Origin of the sequence: Micromonospora sp. NPDC049048 (genome assembly GCF_043197615.1) — a bacterium.
GTDB lineage: Bacteria > Actinomycetota > Actinomycetes > Mycobacteriales > Micromonosporaceae > Micromonospora.
The window spans coordinates 925,121-941,262 of the sequence record NZ_JBICTM010000003.1 but is presented as its reverse complement, the minus strand read 5'-3'; the positions used below and the strand labels follow the sequence as shown (position 1 = coordinate 941,262).

The following is a 16,142-nucleotide window of genomic DNA, read 5'->3' as shown; positions in this document are numbered from 1 at the left end:
ACACCCACCAGGCACAGCACGACCAGATGGCTATCGTTCAACCTGAGCCCACCGGCGCCAGGTAACCAACCCTCCGGCAAACCGGGGGAACCTCACCGCTACCGCCAGGCACGCGCGATGCTAGACGCCACCCAACCGGGCGAACCATGGGAAGACGCCGTCACTGCCTGCCTGCTCCTGCTGATGCCAGACTCCGATCCCGCAGACGACCAGGCGAACAAGGCGCTGACCGCCTACCACGCCCTCGGACCCGCCAAGCCCGGACTCACCGTCTTCCACACCCGGCTTGGCCTCACCCTTCTAGACGCCCTCGATAACGATCACCCAGCCGCCGAGCAGCTCGGCGTCGAACTGATCCAACACGCTGCTGGCGACGGGTACGCCGCACGCGATCTACTGACTCATCCCACTTGCCTCGCCGCCGCCCACCATCAACGGGTCAATCAGCTCAAGACGCTCGTATCAACATGCGGCTTGGACGCAGGCACCCTGTCGGCGGCGCAGCAAAGAGCCCTGCTCCGCGCGCTCGACATGGCCGAATCGGTAATCCGTGCCCCTTCGGGCGCTCTACCAGCCGTCCCGCGGGGCAGCTGAACGGCGTCCGTCCTCTCTGGGCGCACAGCGCTGCTCCTGGCCGCAGCCGGTGGCGCTCTTTGCCGATCGTCTTTGCCGGGCTTCGTCAGGGGGAGCACGGCTCTCAAGTACGGCATCAACCCGCCGATCTCCCAGGCGACCGAGAGCCAGGCTGCTACCATCTGCACCGCTTCGGCCACACGTCCGCCGCTTAGCGGTGGACTTGTGGGTGGGGCTGTTGGTTGGATCACGCGGCCGGGGGGTTGCCGCTTCGTTCGTTCGCGGACGATGTTCCCCCGGCCGTTCCAACCGCTGGCCACCGATGCAGGCAGGGGTAGGCATGGAAATCCGGAACATTGGTGGCCGGCCACACACGGACATAGCCGGCGCAGCCGAGCTGACCGGACGGTCCGAACAGACGGTGCGGCTCAAGACGTCACCGAAGCAGCGCGCCCAAGGGTCAGGCTGGCCCGCGTCGGTCAAGCAGGACAAGAAGGCGTGGCTTCCCATCGACGAGCTGAAGCACGTCCGGGATGTCCTCCTACCGCAGATCGTGGAATCCTCCCGAGCGCGGGTCCATCATGTCGACCTCATCGGCGACCCCGAGGAGCTCATCTCCGCCACCGAGTTCCGGGAGATTCTCACCATCACGCAGGGCGGGTGGGACAAGTACGTCGGAATGAGCAAGGCCGCGTGGGACCGCGGCGAGGACGGCTACCTTCCCATGCCTGACCGCGAAGAACCCGCACCAGTACAGGGATCTACTCGTTACTGGAAACGCAGACGCGTGCAGGAATGGATCAACACCCGGAGCGGGAAGGTGCTCAGCGCCACGCCGCCCGATTTGCCAACCAGTGACTCCTAATGCAGCCGCTGCCTGAAGCGAATTTGCCGTAAGGCAAGACGACTGCTTCCGGATGTAGACCCATTCGCACCACTCGACGCCCGCTAGCCCGCCCGGTCCGACAGCCGTCTCGCCGCTTGGGCTGAATCGACCTTCGGTCGATGGCCTCCAGCCGGGTCAGCGTCCCGCCGCTGAACCGCGGCGCCTCGCCGGCGAGGCAGGCTCCGGGAAGGGGAAGGCAGCGCCGATCCTTCCCGGCGACCTGACCCCACAGGGCCAACCATGTTTGGCTGTGGAGGTCAAGCCACACCCCAGGCTTGACCCCCACAGCCAAACATGGTCGATCAAAGATCAGGCCACCGGGAAGGCTCTCTGACGCACATCACATAACCGACTGCGCCGACTAATTCACCAATCAGCACGTAGAGACACGTTAGTAGATCATGCGTTATTAATTACCGACGGTCACACATTGGCCACGCTGGAATTTCACGAATTGAACGGTCTCAAGTGGACTCTGCGGGGGTCGTCATGTATCATTAAATACATGAGGGAGGGGACGGCAACCCCCGCCCTCGCAGCCAACACCCCAACCGAAAGGGATCAACGGTGAGCAACGCGCTCGACACCATCCCCCTGGCCGCCCGGCACGCGACGCTGCCGGACCTGCACCGCATCCTCGACCTCCAGCAGGCGCACAAGCTCGACATCGTCGCTGGCACGGCGATGCTGCGAGCCGAGGCCGGACACCTGCGCATCACCGGCGCGGAACCCATCCTCAGCGAATCGGGTGTCACCCCCTCCGACGGGCTCTACCGGCCCACCGAACTGGGCGACGCGGGACTCGGCGAAAAGCTCGGCATCCCCACCAGCTACCTGCGCAAGACCCGCGCGCAGGCACTGCACCTCTACGACGCCAACATCAACGGCTGGCTCGACCTCAGCCAGGGCAAGCGCTATCTCGCCCGCTGCCTGTCCGACGGCAACGGTGGCGGCATCCTGCGCGCCTTCCTTAGCGACGGATACAAGATCATCGACAACCTCGACGTGCTGATGGCCGTCCTGTCCGGCATCCGCGAGTCGGGCATGAGCGTCAAATTGGATTGCGACCTGAGCGAGCGCCGGATGGTCGTCCGGGTGCACTCCGAGGCCATCAAGAGCCTCGCCCGCAACCTGCTGCGCAACTACCGCAGCCCCTTCACCGGAGCCACCGGCGCGGACAACCCAACCGTCTTCGCCGGTCTCGTCTTCACGAACAGCGAGACAGGCTCTGGCGCGTTCACTGTCACTCCCCGCATCGTCGTGCAGGTCTGCGACAACGGCCTCACCATCACCAAAGACGCCCTGCGAGCGGTGCACCTCGGCGCGAAGATGGACGAGGGCACCATCCGGTGGAGCAACGACACCCACCAGGCGAACCTCAACCTGATCGGTAAGCAGACCCGCGACGCCGTGCGCCGATTCCTCGACGTCCGCTACGTGCAGCGCAAGATCGAAGAGATCGAGGAGAAGGCCGGCCGCCGGATCCCCGACCCCGACCACACCGTCCGGGTCGTCGCCCAGCGGCTGCGGTTCACCGAGGACGAGCAGCGGCTCATCCTGAACCACTTCATCGACGGCGGCGACCGCACGGCCGGAGGCATCATGCACGCCGTCACCAGCGCCGCAAAGACCCTCACCGACCCCGACGCCGCGTACGAGATGGAGGGCGTCGGCATCCGGGCGATGGAAATCGCGGCCACGCTCTGACCCGACCTCCCGGGTGCCGCTGGCGCAACCCGCCAGCGGCACCCGGACCCAGCGCCCAGCCGCACGGCTGACCGCGTCGACGCGCATCGAGCACGCCGACGCGGGGCTACCGCTCCCGCACCGCACGGCCACAACAACCCGGCCTCAGCCCGCCCACGGCCGTGCGCTGGAAACCCACCGCTGCGCACCTTGGGAGAAGCAATGCCCCTGTTCATCGGGTTGCCCCACGGCGTGTCCCTGCCCCGCAACCTTGCCGAGCCCGACGCCCGACACCTCGTCTCCGTGCTCGCCCGCACCTACCAATGGACCGGACCGCTGTTCGGCCGGGCAGAAGTCGAGGCGTACCTACGCGCCCAGGCCGACGACCCCGGCAGCCTCCACGACCCAGCCCTGAACACGGAGGACTGGCGCCGCGTCCAGAACACCGCCGCATGGAAGAACCTCGCGGCAACAGCCCGCCGCGCCGTCACCACCGCCGACGTGATCGGCCAGGCACTACGCCAGGCCGGCCTGTACTGCGCCCAATGTGACTCCCCCATCGCCGGTCCCTCGACCGCCAATTGGGGGCTTTGCCCCACCTGCCTCAACGCCGCCGACATCAGCGACCTGCAAACCCGCCCCTGCCCAGCCGGCGACGGCGCAAGCCCACACCGGTGGAACAGCACCACCTGCACCGAATGCGCCATGCCCGCACCAGCCGCCCGCCCCCGCCTCACCGCCCTCGCCACAGCCGCCTAACAGCGGCGCGACGTTCCTCCTTTCAGTGGCAACTCCGCAGCGACCCGACACGGATACGCCAGCGCCGCTGAACGCAGCGGCCCCGAAATCACCGGTCAGGCCCGGACGGCAACCCGGGCCTGACCGGCCAACCAACAAACCCACAACCGAAGGGAGCACACTCGTGCTCACGATCACCGCAACCGACGCGCAGCCCAGCGCGGAAACCGACCAGCCCAACCCGGACGGACTGCCCGACCTGTCGACCACCCCCACCGACCCGGCGCAAGCAGCCGACACCGAGCACACCGTCGCCAAGCCCGCCCTGCCCGGCGGCTACGAACTGCTGCCCATCAAGCAGATCAAGCCCAACCCCGACAACGTCCGCGACGACGCCCAAGCCCTGCCCGGCATCGTGGAAAACCTGCAAGAGGACGGCGTTCGCGGGCTGCTCGCCCCGGTCATCGTCACGCCGCTAGACAACGACACGTACCTGATCATCGACGGCGAGCAGCGATACTGGTCCGCCGTCGAAGCCGAGCAGGAGTACATCCCGGCCATCGTCCGGGACGACCTGGCCGGCAACCGCGATCAGATCATCAGCATGTTGCGGCAGGTCCACCGCAAGGACCCCACCGCCGCACAGGTATCCCGAGGCATCCAGCAGCTCGCCCTCGACGGCATGAGCGACGAGGAGATCGCCCGCAGCACCGGCTACCACCCCGAACAGGTCAAGGCCGGCCGCTGCGTCGCTGCCCTGGACAAGCACACCGCCGAGCGCACCCACGCACTCGGACTGGACTTCACCCAGGCCGCCGCACTCGCCGAGTTCACCGACGAACCCGACACCATCGAAACGCTGTTGCAGGAAGCCGAAGACGCCGGACCGTTCGCGTTCGCCCGAGCCGTCGAACAGGCCCGCTCCGCCCGCAACGCCCGCGAAGCCGAAGCCGCGCGCCGCGCCGAGCTGACCGCCGCCGGGGTGACCCTGCTGACCGAACACCCCAGCTACCACGACGCGAAGGTCAAGGAGATCAGCGACCTCCGCGATGCCGAAGGCCAGCGCATCACCGTCGAGGACCACAGCGCCTGCCCCGGCCACGCCGTCCTGCTGTACCTGGCCTACGACCACCGCCTCACCGAACGCACCTACTGCACCGACTGGCGCAGGCACGGACACACCCAATACAGCTACGGCACGAACGTCGCCCGCAGCAGCCCCATGACCGAAGAGCAGAAGGCCGAGCGGCGGCGCGTCATCGAAAACAACAAACTGATGGAAGCCGCGAACACCGTCCGGCGTGAGTGGCTGACCAACCTGCTCGCTGGCAAGACCCCACCCAAGGGCACCAACAAGCTCATCGCAGAGATGCTGGCCGACTCCGGCTACATCCTGTCCACCTGGGTCAACGGCGGCCGCAAGATGCTGGACGACCTCCTCTCGCCCGGCAAGACCAAGCGAGCCGGCACCAGCCGCGTCCCCGCCCGCGTCAGCGACGCCCGCTACACGGTCATCTCACTGGCCGCCATCGCCGCCGCGAACGAAAGCGCCATCACCCGCAGCTCCTGGCGTGCCCCGGACCCGGCCGTCGCGAAGTGGTTGCAGTGGTGCATCACCAACGGCTTCCAGGTCGGCAAGGTCGAACAGCTCATCATCGACGGCGTCGCCAACCGCACCACGAACCGGCGAACGGCCCCCGCCGTAGCCACGAACACGGAGCCAGACGACCCGCAGCCTGCCCGCACCGAGGACGAACCCGAGCAGGCAGAGAGCGAGGGCCACGGCGTTGACGCGGCAACCGCCGCTGCTGCTGACACCGCAGACACCGACGGGGAGGCGGACCCCGACACCGCGTACAACCTCGCCGCCTAGCCGCTGCCGGTCGGGGGCCACAACCGGCCCCCGACCGGCACCACCCAAGACCGATTTTGTCCCGAGCCCGTCGTGCTCCAGGCCGTTGCTCCCGCGGCCACCGGACGGGCCGGAACACGTCCGCGTCCCATCAGGTCCGCAGCCGGCCCGCCCTGCCAGCTCCGCGTGCGCCACAATCCGCGCTCAGCCCACACACCCGATGCGGGTATAGTAATGACCTTTATCCGGAGACGGCGAACCTCCGGAGGCCCACCACACCAACCCACGGGATCCGACCATGCCAAACCGGCCGCTCAGCCAGAACGCGACCACCACACCAGTACGGCACCCACCTGGCCAAGCCCCGCTCGACGGACAGCGGGATATCGCGCGGCTGCTCGGAGGCGATGGCCGCTGGCGCCTCTTCCGGGACAACAATCCCCACGGCCTCCGGCTCGACACCTACAGCGACAGGTGGACTCTCACCCGCGAGTTCCACGTCCACATCAACGGCACCGACGGTAAACGATGGGACATGATCACCGAACCATCGCCCGTCTGCGTCGGGGGATGGGACGCCCAGCGCTGCGAGTACGTGGCGCGCAGGCTGCCGACCGGGCAGGTGATCGCCAGGGGCGACACGCAATACGGGGTCCTGGCGCGCGCCGCGCGACGGTGCCTTCCCAATGCCCGGCACCACCCACCGCAGGGCCAGTGACCACACCGCCCCGGCACCCTTGGGGCGACTGCTCGGCGGAGGCCGGGGGGTTAGTTTGGCGAACTCCCCCCGGCCGCCTGGCATCCGACGCCACACGGGCCCCAACGAACCCTTACGCCGGACACGTGCCGCCCATCGTACGGCAGCCCCCAGCCAGCGACCGTGAAGCAGACCATGAGAAGCGTCCTCAGCCGCCATCCGCCGACCATGCGGCTCGCCCACCAGTGCGTACGGCATCATCACTCCATGTCCACGCGCTCCCCACACGGCCGCGATGTCGTCAACCGGGTCGAAGCAGCGGCGATGCTCGGCATCTCCGTCAGCCACCTCGACCGGCTCTACCGCGAGCGCGACAGCAACGGCTTCCCCGAGCGCGCCGCCGACGGCCGCACATGGCACCGTCAGGACATCGCCAAATACGAACTGCCACGCGAACAGGCCACGCGCAGCGCACGCGACAGCGTCGACCGCTCCGGGGACCCGGACGAATTGGTCGACACCGCGACAGCGGCCCGCATCCTCGGCTACCGCGACCGAAGCGCCCTCGCCGGAAACAACCCCGTGTGGCTACGGCTGCAGCAGCAGGTGGATGACGAATCGTTGACCCCATCCGGCCGCAAACGCAGACGGTGGAAGCGCCGCACCGTGTGGGAGATCGCGGAAAACCGCATCGGCAAGGGAGGCGCGACGCGCACCGGACGGCCAGCCGGCACCCCCCACGGCCACCCCGACCGCTCCGGCAACCCAGACGAACTGGTGGGCAAAGCCGAAGCCGCCAGAGTGCTCGGCTACAGCACCGCCAACGCCCTACCCAATCGCGTGCTGGAGCGCGCCGATGAGCAGACAGCAGGCCCAAAGGGGCGCTACCGCCGCAAGTGGAGGCGCGAAACGCTGTGGGCCATCCTGGACGAGCGGGACAGCACACCACCCCACCCCTGATCTGCTCAGCTGACCCTCGGCGTAGGTCTGCTGCCGCCGACCCCGACCGATCACCGCACTTCCGCTCACCGAGGCGTCCGGCCCTGGCGGGCCGGGTAAACCGGAAGCGGCCTCTGGCCGCACTGCCCAAACCCCCTTCACCGGTGGGGGCCGCAACAGGCTAGCGACGTGCTCGCTCCGGTCAAGTCCGGGCGCGGCTCGGAAACATCATGCACACCCCGCATGATCTTTCCTCGAAACCCCGCGCCCGGACTTGACCTCCACTGCGCGCGCCGCGGGTCGAGTGAACTCGCCCCCACCGCCAAAGGAAGTGGGGGACGCGCCGTGTCCGTACCCCGCAGCGTGATCGGCGTAGCCGCTGGCAAACCACCGTCAAGATCATAAAAATTTCTCAACCACCAGGCCGAATCGGATAGATCCACATCCTCGAAAGAGGTATAGTAATGACTGTTCGGAGGGGACGGCGAACCCCCACCGCACACCACACAAACCCCAACCCAAAGGAGACACATGGACTCCCACGACGTCGGCACTCCGCCGATCGTCGAGGGGTACGGCTGCACGACGTGCGGCGTACCCCTCACCGTGATCACCACCCCGGCCGGCGGACGGACGTTCCTTCATCCCCGCCACAGCAACCACGACCACGAACCCAACCCGGTGCCGCTCGCACAGCTCACGCATGTCGAAATGACCTGCGACTTTTGCTCCGCACCTCGCCCGGTAGCGTCGTTCACCTTCGCAAAACTCGAAATCGCCATGACGACCACAGCCGACGTCAGCGGCATGGCGATGCACAACCTCGGCGGCAGTTGGGCAGCGTGCGAGGGATGCGCGCGCCTGGTCGAGCAACGCGACCCCGAAGGGCTGACCGCTCGCGCCGTCAAACGCGCCCGCCGCCGTGGCCTGTCGGACGACGCGCAGAGCTTCTTCCGACCCCTGCACCAAGCCCTCTTCGCCGCCACTCCCAGCACCCCGGCACGACAACCGCTCCCCTACAGGGCGAACAACCGCAGTCGCCCTCGCGCACAGGACGCCGCTCCCGCCCCCGAGGTACGGTCGCTGCGCCCGCAGATGCTGCCAAAGGTGCGGGATCGGCTCGTGCGTTTCTGGCGCACGTCCGGCGGCTCGCATCTCCTGCGCCTGCTCGACAGCGGCGAGACGTACAAGATCCCCGGACACCTGTTCCCCGGCGCACCAGTCGACGCCCCCGCCGCGATCGTTGACGCCCACAACCCCGAAGCACTGCGCCAGTACACCGCCCTGATGGCAAACCACGCGGAAAACGGACGCGTGTTCTGGATCGACCCCGATTTCACCGCCCTCGCCGCACACGCGGCGCGCGATCTTCCTGACGTGCGCGTCGAGCAAGTCGAGATACCGGCATCCGACGGCCTGCTCGTCTGGCACACGCCGATTTATCAGCCGGTGGAGCCACACACCGGCCTAACGGTGCCAATCGTCGCGGCACAGTGGGGACCGATCCCCGGTGGCGTTTGGATCACCTTCTACACCCCCGCCGAAACCCTCATGCAGGGCCGCCAGCCCACCGAGTTGGAGTTGCAGGGGCTACGCGAGCGCATCGGCTGGCTCGCCCCAGTCAGTAGCGGCGCTGGACTGCGCTTCGGTCAGCCGTACTCACCCAACAGCGAACAGACGCGCGTGATGCTGTGCTCGCTGATCGCCACGTGGATCCTGTCGACGCAGCCCGACGCCGAGGTCACCGAGGAACCAGCCGACAAGGCGACGCGCAAGGCATACCAGCGCGCCAACCGACCTGCGCCAACGGTGCGGCTGGTGCGGCTGCGACGCAAGCAGCAGGCCCGCCAGGACAGCCCCGATGGCACGACCACGCGCGTCTACACCCGCCGATGGTGGGTCGCCGGATTCTTCCGGCAGCAGCCCTACGGCCCCGGCCGCGCACTGCGCCGCCGAACCTACGTCCGTCCTCACATCAAGGGACCGGCCGACGCCCCGCTCATCCTGACCGATCAGGTTCACGTGCTCGGCGACGCCCGCAGGCGACACCAGCCGTAGAGACGTAACAGGGGAGCCGGCCGCGCCGGCTCCCCTGTTACCCGTCGATGGCAACACCTCGACAAATGAAAGCGTGATCGGCGCAGCCGCCGGCACATCAAATCATTGAGGTTTCTCGACCGTGCGGGCCGAATTGGATAGACCGACACCATCAGATTAGGTATAGTAATGGTTGTTCGGAGGGGACGGCGAACCCCCACCGCGCACCACACAAACCTCAACCCCAGGGAGCACCCGAATGCACACGGCGTGGCAAACGATCCTGCTCGCAATTACCACCGCCAGCCTCGTCGCACTCCTGGCACAAAACCGACGACTTCGCACCGCCCTCGCCACCGCTCGCCACGAGGCCGACCACGACCCGCTGACCGGCCTCCCCAACCGCCGCGCGTTGCTGCGCCACCTGAACGCGCTCCTAGCCGACCGCGCCCGGCCCGTCAGCGTCGCCCTGCTCGACCTCAACGACTTCAAAACGATCAACGACCAGCACGGGCACGCCGCAGGCGACAGCCTGCTCATCCACGTCGCGGACACCCTCACCGCACTCGACCTACCCGCCGCCTACATCGGCCGAATGAGCGGCGACGAGTTCTTGATCGTCACCGACGGCGGCGAACGCACCAGCCGCGAGAACGCCACCGCCGCAGCCGATGCCCTCGACCGCAGCACGCTCGCGATCTTCGGTGAGCCCGTCAACTGCCGCGCAAGCGTTGGCCTCGCGATAGCCGACCACGGCACCCGTACGGCCTCCGACCTGCTCACTCGGGCTGATGCTGCTATGTACGACGCCAAGCGCCACGGCGCAGCCGTCCAGGTGTGGCACCACACCACCGCAACCACCGCCGCCAAGGCAGCCACCTCACGCCGCCGCTACCGCTAACGCCCCGGCGCGGCCCGGGTCACCCCACCCGGGCCGCCCCTCCCCCTCGCACCACGCGCGCCATCCGGGCGGAACGGCGAACACCGCCCCACACGAACGCCAACACGAGGAGCCCCTATGTCTGCCCTCACGGCACCCACGACATTGATCCCGGCGGCAACGCCCGCCCTCCGCCGCGCCGGTCAAATCCTGGCCATGCTTGAAGACGCCCGCCGCCGCATGGCGCACGTCATCAGCCACCTCGACTTGTGCGACCACCGCCCCACGTGGCCCACCGAGCCGGTCCACGACCTGACCACCGCTGTACAACTGCGCGCCGCAACCGTCGCACTCATCAAGTACGCCCGCCGGCACCACTGCGAGGACTGCAACCCCGGACGAATGCGCGCCACCCTGCGACTGGCCGCGATGCTGCTCGACCTCTGGCAGCACGGCAAGCACTACGTGCAGCGCCCCAACCTGTACCCGATCACGCTCGCCCACAGCGCGCACCGGCTGTTCAGCGACTGCGCCGGATGGACCACCACCGGCGACCCCGGACGCCTGCTCGGCCAGCACCCCTGACCCCGCGCCCACCCGCCGCGCGCAGCGGCCGGGCGGCACGGGACGTCGTCGGCGCGCATCGAGCACGCCGCCGCCGGCTGCCGCTCCCGACTCTCACCCCACGTCCCACAGCGCATCCGCAGGTCAGCCGCCATCCACCAGGCCGGCGGCTGACCCGGCATCACCCATCACGCCCCCGTGCGACACGACCTCCGGCGCAGGCGGCCGGCCACGACGCGGCATCACCGACCCCAACTGCGCGATGCGCTCGCGCACCGCCTTACCCTCCACCGTCCGCCGCAGCGCCCGAACCCTGCTCACGTCCACACCGGCCAACTCAGCGGCCAACCCGTCGTCACGGAGGATCGTCGCAAGGACCACCACCGACAGTTCATGTGCCGCCGTTGCGTCCCGCATCTCCCCGTCTACTTTTGCCAGCAACTCGCGCCGCCGCTCGGCAGCATCCGCAAGCGCCGACGCCGATTGCGCGACAGCCCGCACGGCACGCCGCTCGACCTCCTGCCGGGCCCGAAGCGCACGGACCGCATCATTCCCCGTTCGACTCGCCATATCCCGACCGTAGCGACTTTCCGATCCCACCAACACATCCCGAGCCCGCCATCTTGCCTACTCGTTCGATCCTGGCCGCAATTTCAGGAATCACCTCGGACCTTCACTCGAACCAGCCACATAGCCTTCCACCTGCACGAACGTTCGCCCTCATAATTCTTGCCGCCTTAAAGGCGACACACCCTCTTGCATTCTCTGCCACCCACTTCTAGTTGATCTTCTACGGTTTTCGCATGTTGTCCATCACGCGAATCTCGCCCGGCAGCGGATATCGCTATCTGATGGAGCAAGTCGCGGCCGGCCGGCACGACATGCGCGCCCTGACCGCCGGGGGCCCGGCCAAGTACTACATGGACCCAACGGCGCGGGGTGAGAGCCGCGGCTGGTGGGCTGGCGACGGCGCCACGGTCCTCGGAATGAGCGGCTGGGTCACCGAGAGCCAGATGCGCTTCCTCGTCGGCCAGGGACGCCATCCCCGCGCCGGCTATCAGCTCGGACAGCGGTGGCGCACCTACGCGCCGCAGACAGACGCGTACCGGGCCGCAGCCGCACAGCGAGCGCTGTCACTCCTGCCCGATGACGCCACGGTCGAACAGCGGGACAAGGCGTGGTACGACGCGATGACCGCCCCAGAGCGACGGGCTGTGTCCGCGTTCGACGTCACCGTGTCTCCGGTCAAGTCCGTGTCGCTGCTGTGGGCCTTCGGCGACGACGACATCAAACGCGACGTCATGGCCGCCCACCACGCCGGGGTACGGGTCGCGCTTGACCACCTGCAACGGCACGGCGCCTACGCCCGCGCCGGCGCCGGAGGCGTCCGCCAACTCGACACCGCAGGCCTGGCGGCCATGGTCTTCGACCACCGCCTCAGCCGCGAACGTGACCCCCAACTCCACGCGCACATCGTGGTCTCCGCCAAAGTTCAAGCCCACAGCCACGACGCGAAACCCCAGTGGCTCGCCCTCGACGGCCGGGCCCTCTACCGCGCCGCGATCGGCGCCCGCGTCGCCTACGAACGCGCGATCGAAGCCGAGCTACGCCAGCGCCGCGGCATCACCTTCGCCCCACGGCCCGATACCGGCATCCGTGAAATCGTCGGCATCAGCGACGACTCCCTGCGCCACTACGCCAAACGACGCACCGCCATCACCGAAGAGATCCACCGCGGCGCGTCCCCGCTTCAGCGCATGGCACCGCGACGGTGGCGCACTCGCGCCCAGGACGCCACCCTGCGCACCCGCCGCCCTCACAAAGGCGCCGAGTCGACCCACGAAGCCGTACGCCGCTGGCTCGCCGAAGACCGCAAGATGGGCCTCGACACCAGCGGGCAGATCCAACGTCTTCTCGCCGGTCACGCGCACGATGACACCGCCGCCATCGCGCTACGGGTGCTGCGCCGGGCCCGCCGTCTCGCAGCCGACCCCGCCGCCCTGGACGAGGCCACGCTACGGGACGCCGCCGCCCAGCTTCACGTCGCCCGCACGCACCGACCGCGCGTCATCGACGCCGCCATTCGCGCCGACGACCGATTGGCGGTTGCCCGTGCCGTGCACACGCTCAGCCGTCAGCGCGCGGTCTTCGGCCGCGACCACCTCGAACTCGCCATCGGTCAGGTCCTCGACATCACACCCGGGCACTCGCCCGCCGCGGACTGGCAACGCGTGCAGCGCCTCGCCGCGCGCGCCGTCGCCGAAGGGGCTGCGGGCCTGCGCGTCCTGACTCCCCCAGCGCTCGTGCAGTGGGGACCGAGCCTGCAACGCGCCAGCGACCTGCACAGCGAATACACCCGCCACCGGGACCTGCACCTGACCACCCACGCCGTCCTCGCCGCCGAGCACCAGGTCATCGCCTACGCCCGTCAACGCGGCGCACGGCCAACCCCCGCCGAGGTCGTCAACGCCGCCGTCGAGCAGTTGGACCTGTTTGAAGAGAAAGCCGAGGTACTGCGGTTCCTCATCGGCGACGACCGGCGCGTCACCGGCGTCATCGGTCCCGCCGGCACCGGTAAGACGCACCTTCAACGGGCCGTCGTCGCCGCAGCCCACGCCGCAGGCATACCGGTGCTGGGTCTCGCCGTCGGTCAGGCCGCCGCAAACCTGCTCGCTGACGCCACCCGCCAACCCGACGGCACCACCCTGCGCACCGAGAACGTCGCGCGGTGGCTGCACGCCCAACATCGCCCCCCGCCCGGCACCCGAGCCCGCCACTGGACGTTCACCACCGGGCAATGGGTCATCGTCGACGAGGCATCACAGATCTCCAGCCACGATCTGGCCCGCATCACCGCCCAGCTCGACCAGGTTCGCGGCAAGCTCATCCTCGTCGGTGACCCCAACCAGACATCCGCCGTCGGACCTGGTGGGCTGCTCCGCTACCTCGCCACCCTCGGCGTCACCATTTCCCTGTCGCACGTACATCGCTTCACCCACGCCTGGGAAGGCCCCGCCTCACTACGGCTCCGCCACGGCGACGCCACCGTCCTAGACGAGTACGACCGGCGCGGACGCCTCATCGGCGGGCACCGCCGCCACCTCGTCGACCAGATGCTCACCCGATGGCTCGCCGACATCACCACCGGCCGCCGCAGCATGATGCTCGTCGACACCACCGAAGAGGCCAGCGACATCGCCCACCGCGCGCGCAACCTGCTCATCACCACGGGCCACGTGCAGCCCGGCCGAGCCGTCCGCCTGCGGGACGGCAACCTGGCCAGCGTGGGCGACATCATCGTCACCCGCCGCAACGACCGGCGCATCGCCGCCGGCCCCGACTACGTCACCAACCGCGACCAGTGGCGCATCAAGGCCGTCACCCGCGACGGGCAACTTCACGTCACCAACATCACCACCGGCACAGCCGCCGTCTTGCCCGCTGCCTACACCGCCCAGCACACCCATCTCGCGTACGCCCAAACCGTCGACTCGGTCCAAGGGCAGACCGTCCACACCGCCCGCGCGCTCATCGACGACAGCACCTCCCTCGCCCGCGTCTACGTCATGCTCACCCGCGGCCAGACGCTCAACGAGGCGTACGTCGTCACCGACGACGACCCCCGCGAAGGCACCCCACCCGCCCCACCCACCGCCCGCGTCGCCGTGCTCGCCGACATCATGCGCCGCGCCACCCCCGAGCGCTCCGCCACCGAAACCGAACAGCAGCTCTGGGCCGACGCCGACGCCCTGCACACCTGGACGCCCATCTACGACGACCTCACCGCCCGCGCCCGCATCCCCGAATACCTCGCCCTCGTCCGCCAACTCAGCGGCCCCGCCCTCGCCGACCGGCTCGCCCACGACCTCGCCCTACCGACGCTCATCAGCCGACTCACCACCTACGCCGCCGCCGGACACGAACCCCGCGGTGTCCTCCGCCGCGTCATCCGCGTACGCGAACTCGACACCGCAGACGACATCGCCGCCGTCCTCAGCTGGCGCATCGACCGCCTCATGCAACGAGCCACCGCCGACCCCGCCGTCGCCGAACGCCCAGAACACTGGCGCACCCACACCGACCGCCTCCCGGCCGACCTCACCGGCGAAATCGGTGACGCGCTACGCCAGGTCGCCGCCATCTGCGACCGCCGCGCCGAAGCACTCGCGCACCTCGCCGCAGAGACCCGGCCCGCCTGGAGTCTCGCCCTCGGCGACATTCCCGCCGACGACACCGGCCGTCAACAGTGGCTCACCCGCGCTGAGGTCGTCGCCGCCTACCGGGACACCTACCAGCTCATTGGTGACCACCCCATCGGGCGTGAGCCCCGCACCAGCGACATCACCCGATGGAACGCCTGGCACCGCGCCCGCCTTGTTCTCGGCGCCGCCACCCTCGCCGGCAAGCTCACCACCGCACCCGACGCCGAACTCACCCGCCTCATCACCGCGCAACGCGACATCGACGGCACCGCACCCGCCTACGTCGCCGACGAGCTGCGCACCACCTACCGCGCCCTCACCGACACCGAACACCACCGCCACGACCTCACGCAACTGCTCGCCACCGCCGACGCCACCCACCGCCGAACCGTGCTGCGCGCGCAACGGATGCAACCCCGCTGGTGGCACCGCGGCCCCTCACGTGCCCGACGCCTCACCGCACAACGCGACCTGCACACCCACGCCGCCGCAGCGGCTGACCAGGTCGGGAGCCTTCAGCAGAAGCTGGCCAGCCTCGACCACAAGATCGCCAAGCACAGCCGACGCGCCACGGTCCTCGACGCCCAGCACGCGGCGTGGAAGCGCTGGTACGACAGCGCCCTACCGACGCGCTACGCCGGCCTCGCCGCCGCCTCCGAACAAGCCCGCCGCGCGGCCATTCGCAACGCCGCCCTCGCCGGCGCCGTGGCCGCCACCACCGCCCGCGTCCACGCCGTCAACGACACCCGCCCTATGCCCCACACCACACCCGTCCCCGAGCACCTTCGCCAGCACGCACACGAAGCACACCAACGCATAACCACGCCTGCCGACCTCAGCGAGACGGAGATCGACTGATGCACCCCACCGCCCTCGTCGACAAGTCACGGCGCAACCGCGCCACCCGGCCCTGGCGCCATACCTCATGTCTGCCGTCATCATCAACCACGACGAGCTGGCACCGGCGCTCGCCGCCGCAAGCGCAGCCGCACGTGGCCAGCTTTACCACTCGTCTCTGCTTTGGGACGCAGGCACGTAGGCATCACCGAAGCGGGCGCACCACCGCCTCGTCAGGCTTTCGACCGGCG

Annotated in this window: 11 protein-coding genes and 1 pseudogene; 11 read left to right on the top strand and 1 reads right to left on the bottom strand. The window is 68.9% G+C overall.

Going from position 1 to position 16,142, the window contains the following annotated elements; translation table 11 throughout:
* From ACGFIG_RS14780 to ACGFIG_RS14735, 10 genes and pseudogenes are all read left to right on the top strand, one after another.
* Positions 1-594, top strand: a pseudogene (locus tag ACGFIG_RS14780) (hypothetical protein); the annotation flags it as partial.
* Between the two features lie 319 nt (positions 595-913).
* Entirely contained in the window at positions 914-1,438 is a 525-nt protein-coding gene (locus tag ACGFIG_RS14775) for a hypothetical protein (protein ID WP_393002853.1), read from the top strand.
* Positions 1,439-2,026: 588 nt separating this feature from the next.
* Positions 2,027-3,166, top strand: a complete 1,140-nt coding sequence (locus ACGFIG_RS14770) for a DUF932 domain-containing protein (RefSeq protein WP_393002851.1) — start codon at positions 2,027-2,029, stop codon at positions 3,164-3,166.
* A gap of 201 nt (positions 3,167-3,367) precedes the next feature.
* Complete coding sequence (locus ACGFIG_RS14765) at positions 3,368-3,904, top strand: hypothetical protein (RefSeq protein ID WP_071098551.1); 537 nt, start codon at positions 3,368-3,370, stop codon at positions 3,902-3,904.
* Between the two features lie 163 nt (positions 3,905-4,067).
* A complete protein-coding gene (locus tag ACGFIG_RS14760) occupies positions 4,068-5,756 on the top strand; it encodes a ParB/RepB/Spo0J family partition protein (protein WP_393002849.1) in 1,689 nt (562 codons plus the stop codon).
* A 277-nt stretch (positions 5,757-6,033) separates the two neighbouring features.
* Positions 6,034-6,453: a hypothetical protein gene (locus ACGFIG_RS14755; RefSeq protein WP_393002847.1), complete on the top strand. Its 420-nt coding sequence runs from the start codon at positions 6,034-6,036 to the stop codon at positions 6,451-6,453.
* 246 nt (positions 6,454-6,699) lie between these two features.
* Entirely contained in the window at positions 6,700-7,392 is a 693-nt protein-coding gene (locus ACGFIG_RS14750; RefSeq protein WP_393002845.1) for a hypothetical protein, read from the top strand.
* Positions 7,393-7,902: 510 nt separating this feature from the next.
* Positions 7,903-9,429, top strand: a complete 1,527-nt coding sequence (locus ACGFIG_RS14745; RefSeq protein WP_393002843.1) for a hypothetical protein — start codon at positions 7,903-7,905, stop codon at positions 9,427-9,429.
* 238 nt (positions 9,430-9,667) lie between these two features.
* Positions 9,668-10,309, top strand: a complete 642-nt coding sequence (locus ACGFIG_RS14740; protein WP_393002841.1) for a GGDEF domain-containing protein — start codon at positions 9,668-9,670, stop codon at positions 10,307-10,309.
* Between the two features lie 195 nt (positions 10,310-10,504).
* Positions 10,505-10,873: a hypothetical protein gene (locus tag ACGFIG_RS14735; protein ID WP_393002839.1), complete on the top strand. Its 369-nt coding sequence runs from the start codon at positions 10,505-10,507 to the stop codon at positions 10,871-10,873.
* 123 nt (positions 10,874-10,996) lie between these two features.
* Here the strand turns inward: ACGFIG_RS14735 and ACGFIG_RS14730 are convergent, their stop codons facing one another.
* Positions 10,997-11,422 (bottom strand): hypothetical protein, encoded by a 426-nt coding sequence (locus ACGFIG_RS14730; protein WP_393002837.1) that lies wholly within the window; start codon positions 11,420-11,422, stop codon positions 10,997-10,999.
* 233 nt (positions 11,423-11,655) lie between these two features.
* On the opposite strand from ACGFIG_RS14730, the gene mobF reads away from it, so the two are divergent.
* Entirely contained in the window at positions 11,656-15,912 is a 4,257-nt protein-coding gene (mobF, locus tag ACGFIG_RS14725; RefSeq protein WP_393002835.1) for a MobF family relaxase, read from the top strand.
* The last annotated feature ends 230 nt before the right edge of the window (positions 15,913-16,142 follow it).

Excerpts from the sequence above, each read along its gene's own strand:
- ACGFIG_RS14775 (WP_393002853.1), top strand. The coding sequence starts at position 914 with ATGGAAATCCGGAACATTGGTGGCCGGCCACACACGGACATAGCCGGC.
- ACGFIG_RS14765 (WP_071098551.1), top strand. The coding sequence starts at position 3,368 with ATGCCCCTGTTCATCGGGTTGCCCCACGGCGTGTCCCTGCCCCGCAAC.
- ACGFIG_RS14755 (WP_393002847.1), top strand. The coding sequence starts at position 6,034 with ATGCCAAACCGGCCGCTCAGCCAGAACGCGACCACCACACCAGTACGG.
- ACGFIG_RS14750 (WP_393002845.1), top strand. The coding sequence starts at position 6,700 with ATGTCCACGCGCTCCCCACACGGCCGCGATGTCGTCAACCGGGTCGAA.
- ACGFIG_RS14745 (WP_393002843.1), top strand. The coding sequence starts at position 7,903 with ATGGACTCCCACGACGTCGGCACTCCGCCGATCGTCGAGGGGTACGGC.
- ACGFIG_RS14740 (WP_393002841.1), top strand. The coding sequence starts at position 9,668 with ATGCACACGGCGTGGCAAACGATCCTGCTCGCAATTACCACCGCCAGC.
- ACGFIG_RS14735 (WP_393002839.1), top strand. The coding sequence starts at position 10,505 with ATGCTTGAAGACGCCCGCCGCCGCATGGCGCACGTCATCAGCCACCTC.
- ACGFIG_RS14730 (WP_393002837.1), bottom strand. The coding sequence starts at position 11,422 with ATGGCGAGTCGAACGGGGAATGATGCGGTCCGTGCGCTTCGGGCCCGG.
- mobF (WP_393002835.1), top strand. The coding sequence starts at position 11,656 with ATGTTGTCCATCACGCGAATCTCGCCCGGCAGCGGATATCGCTATCTG.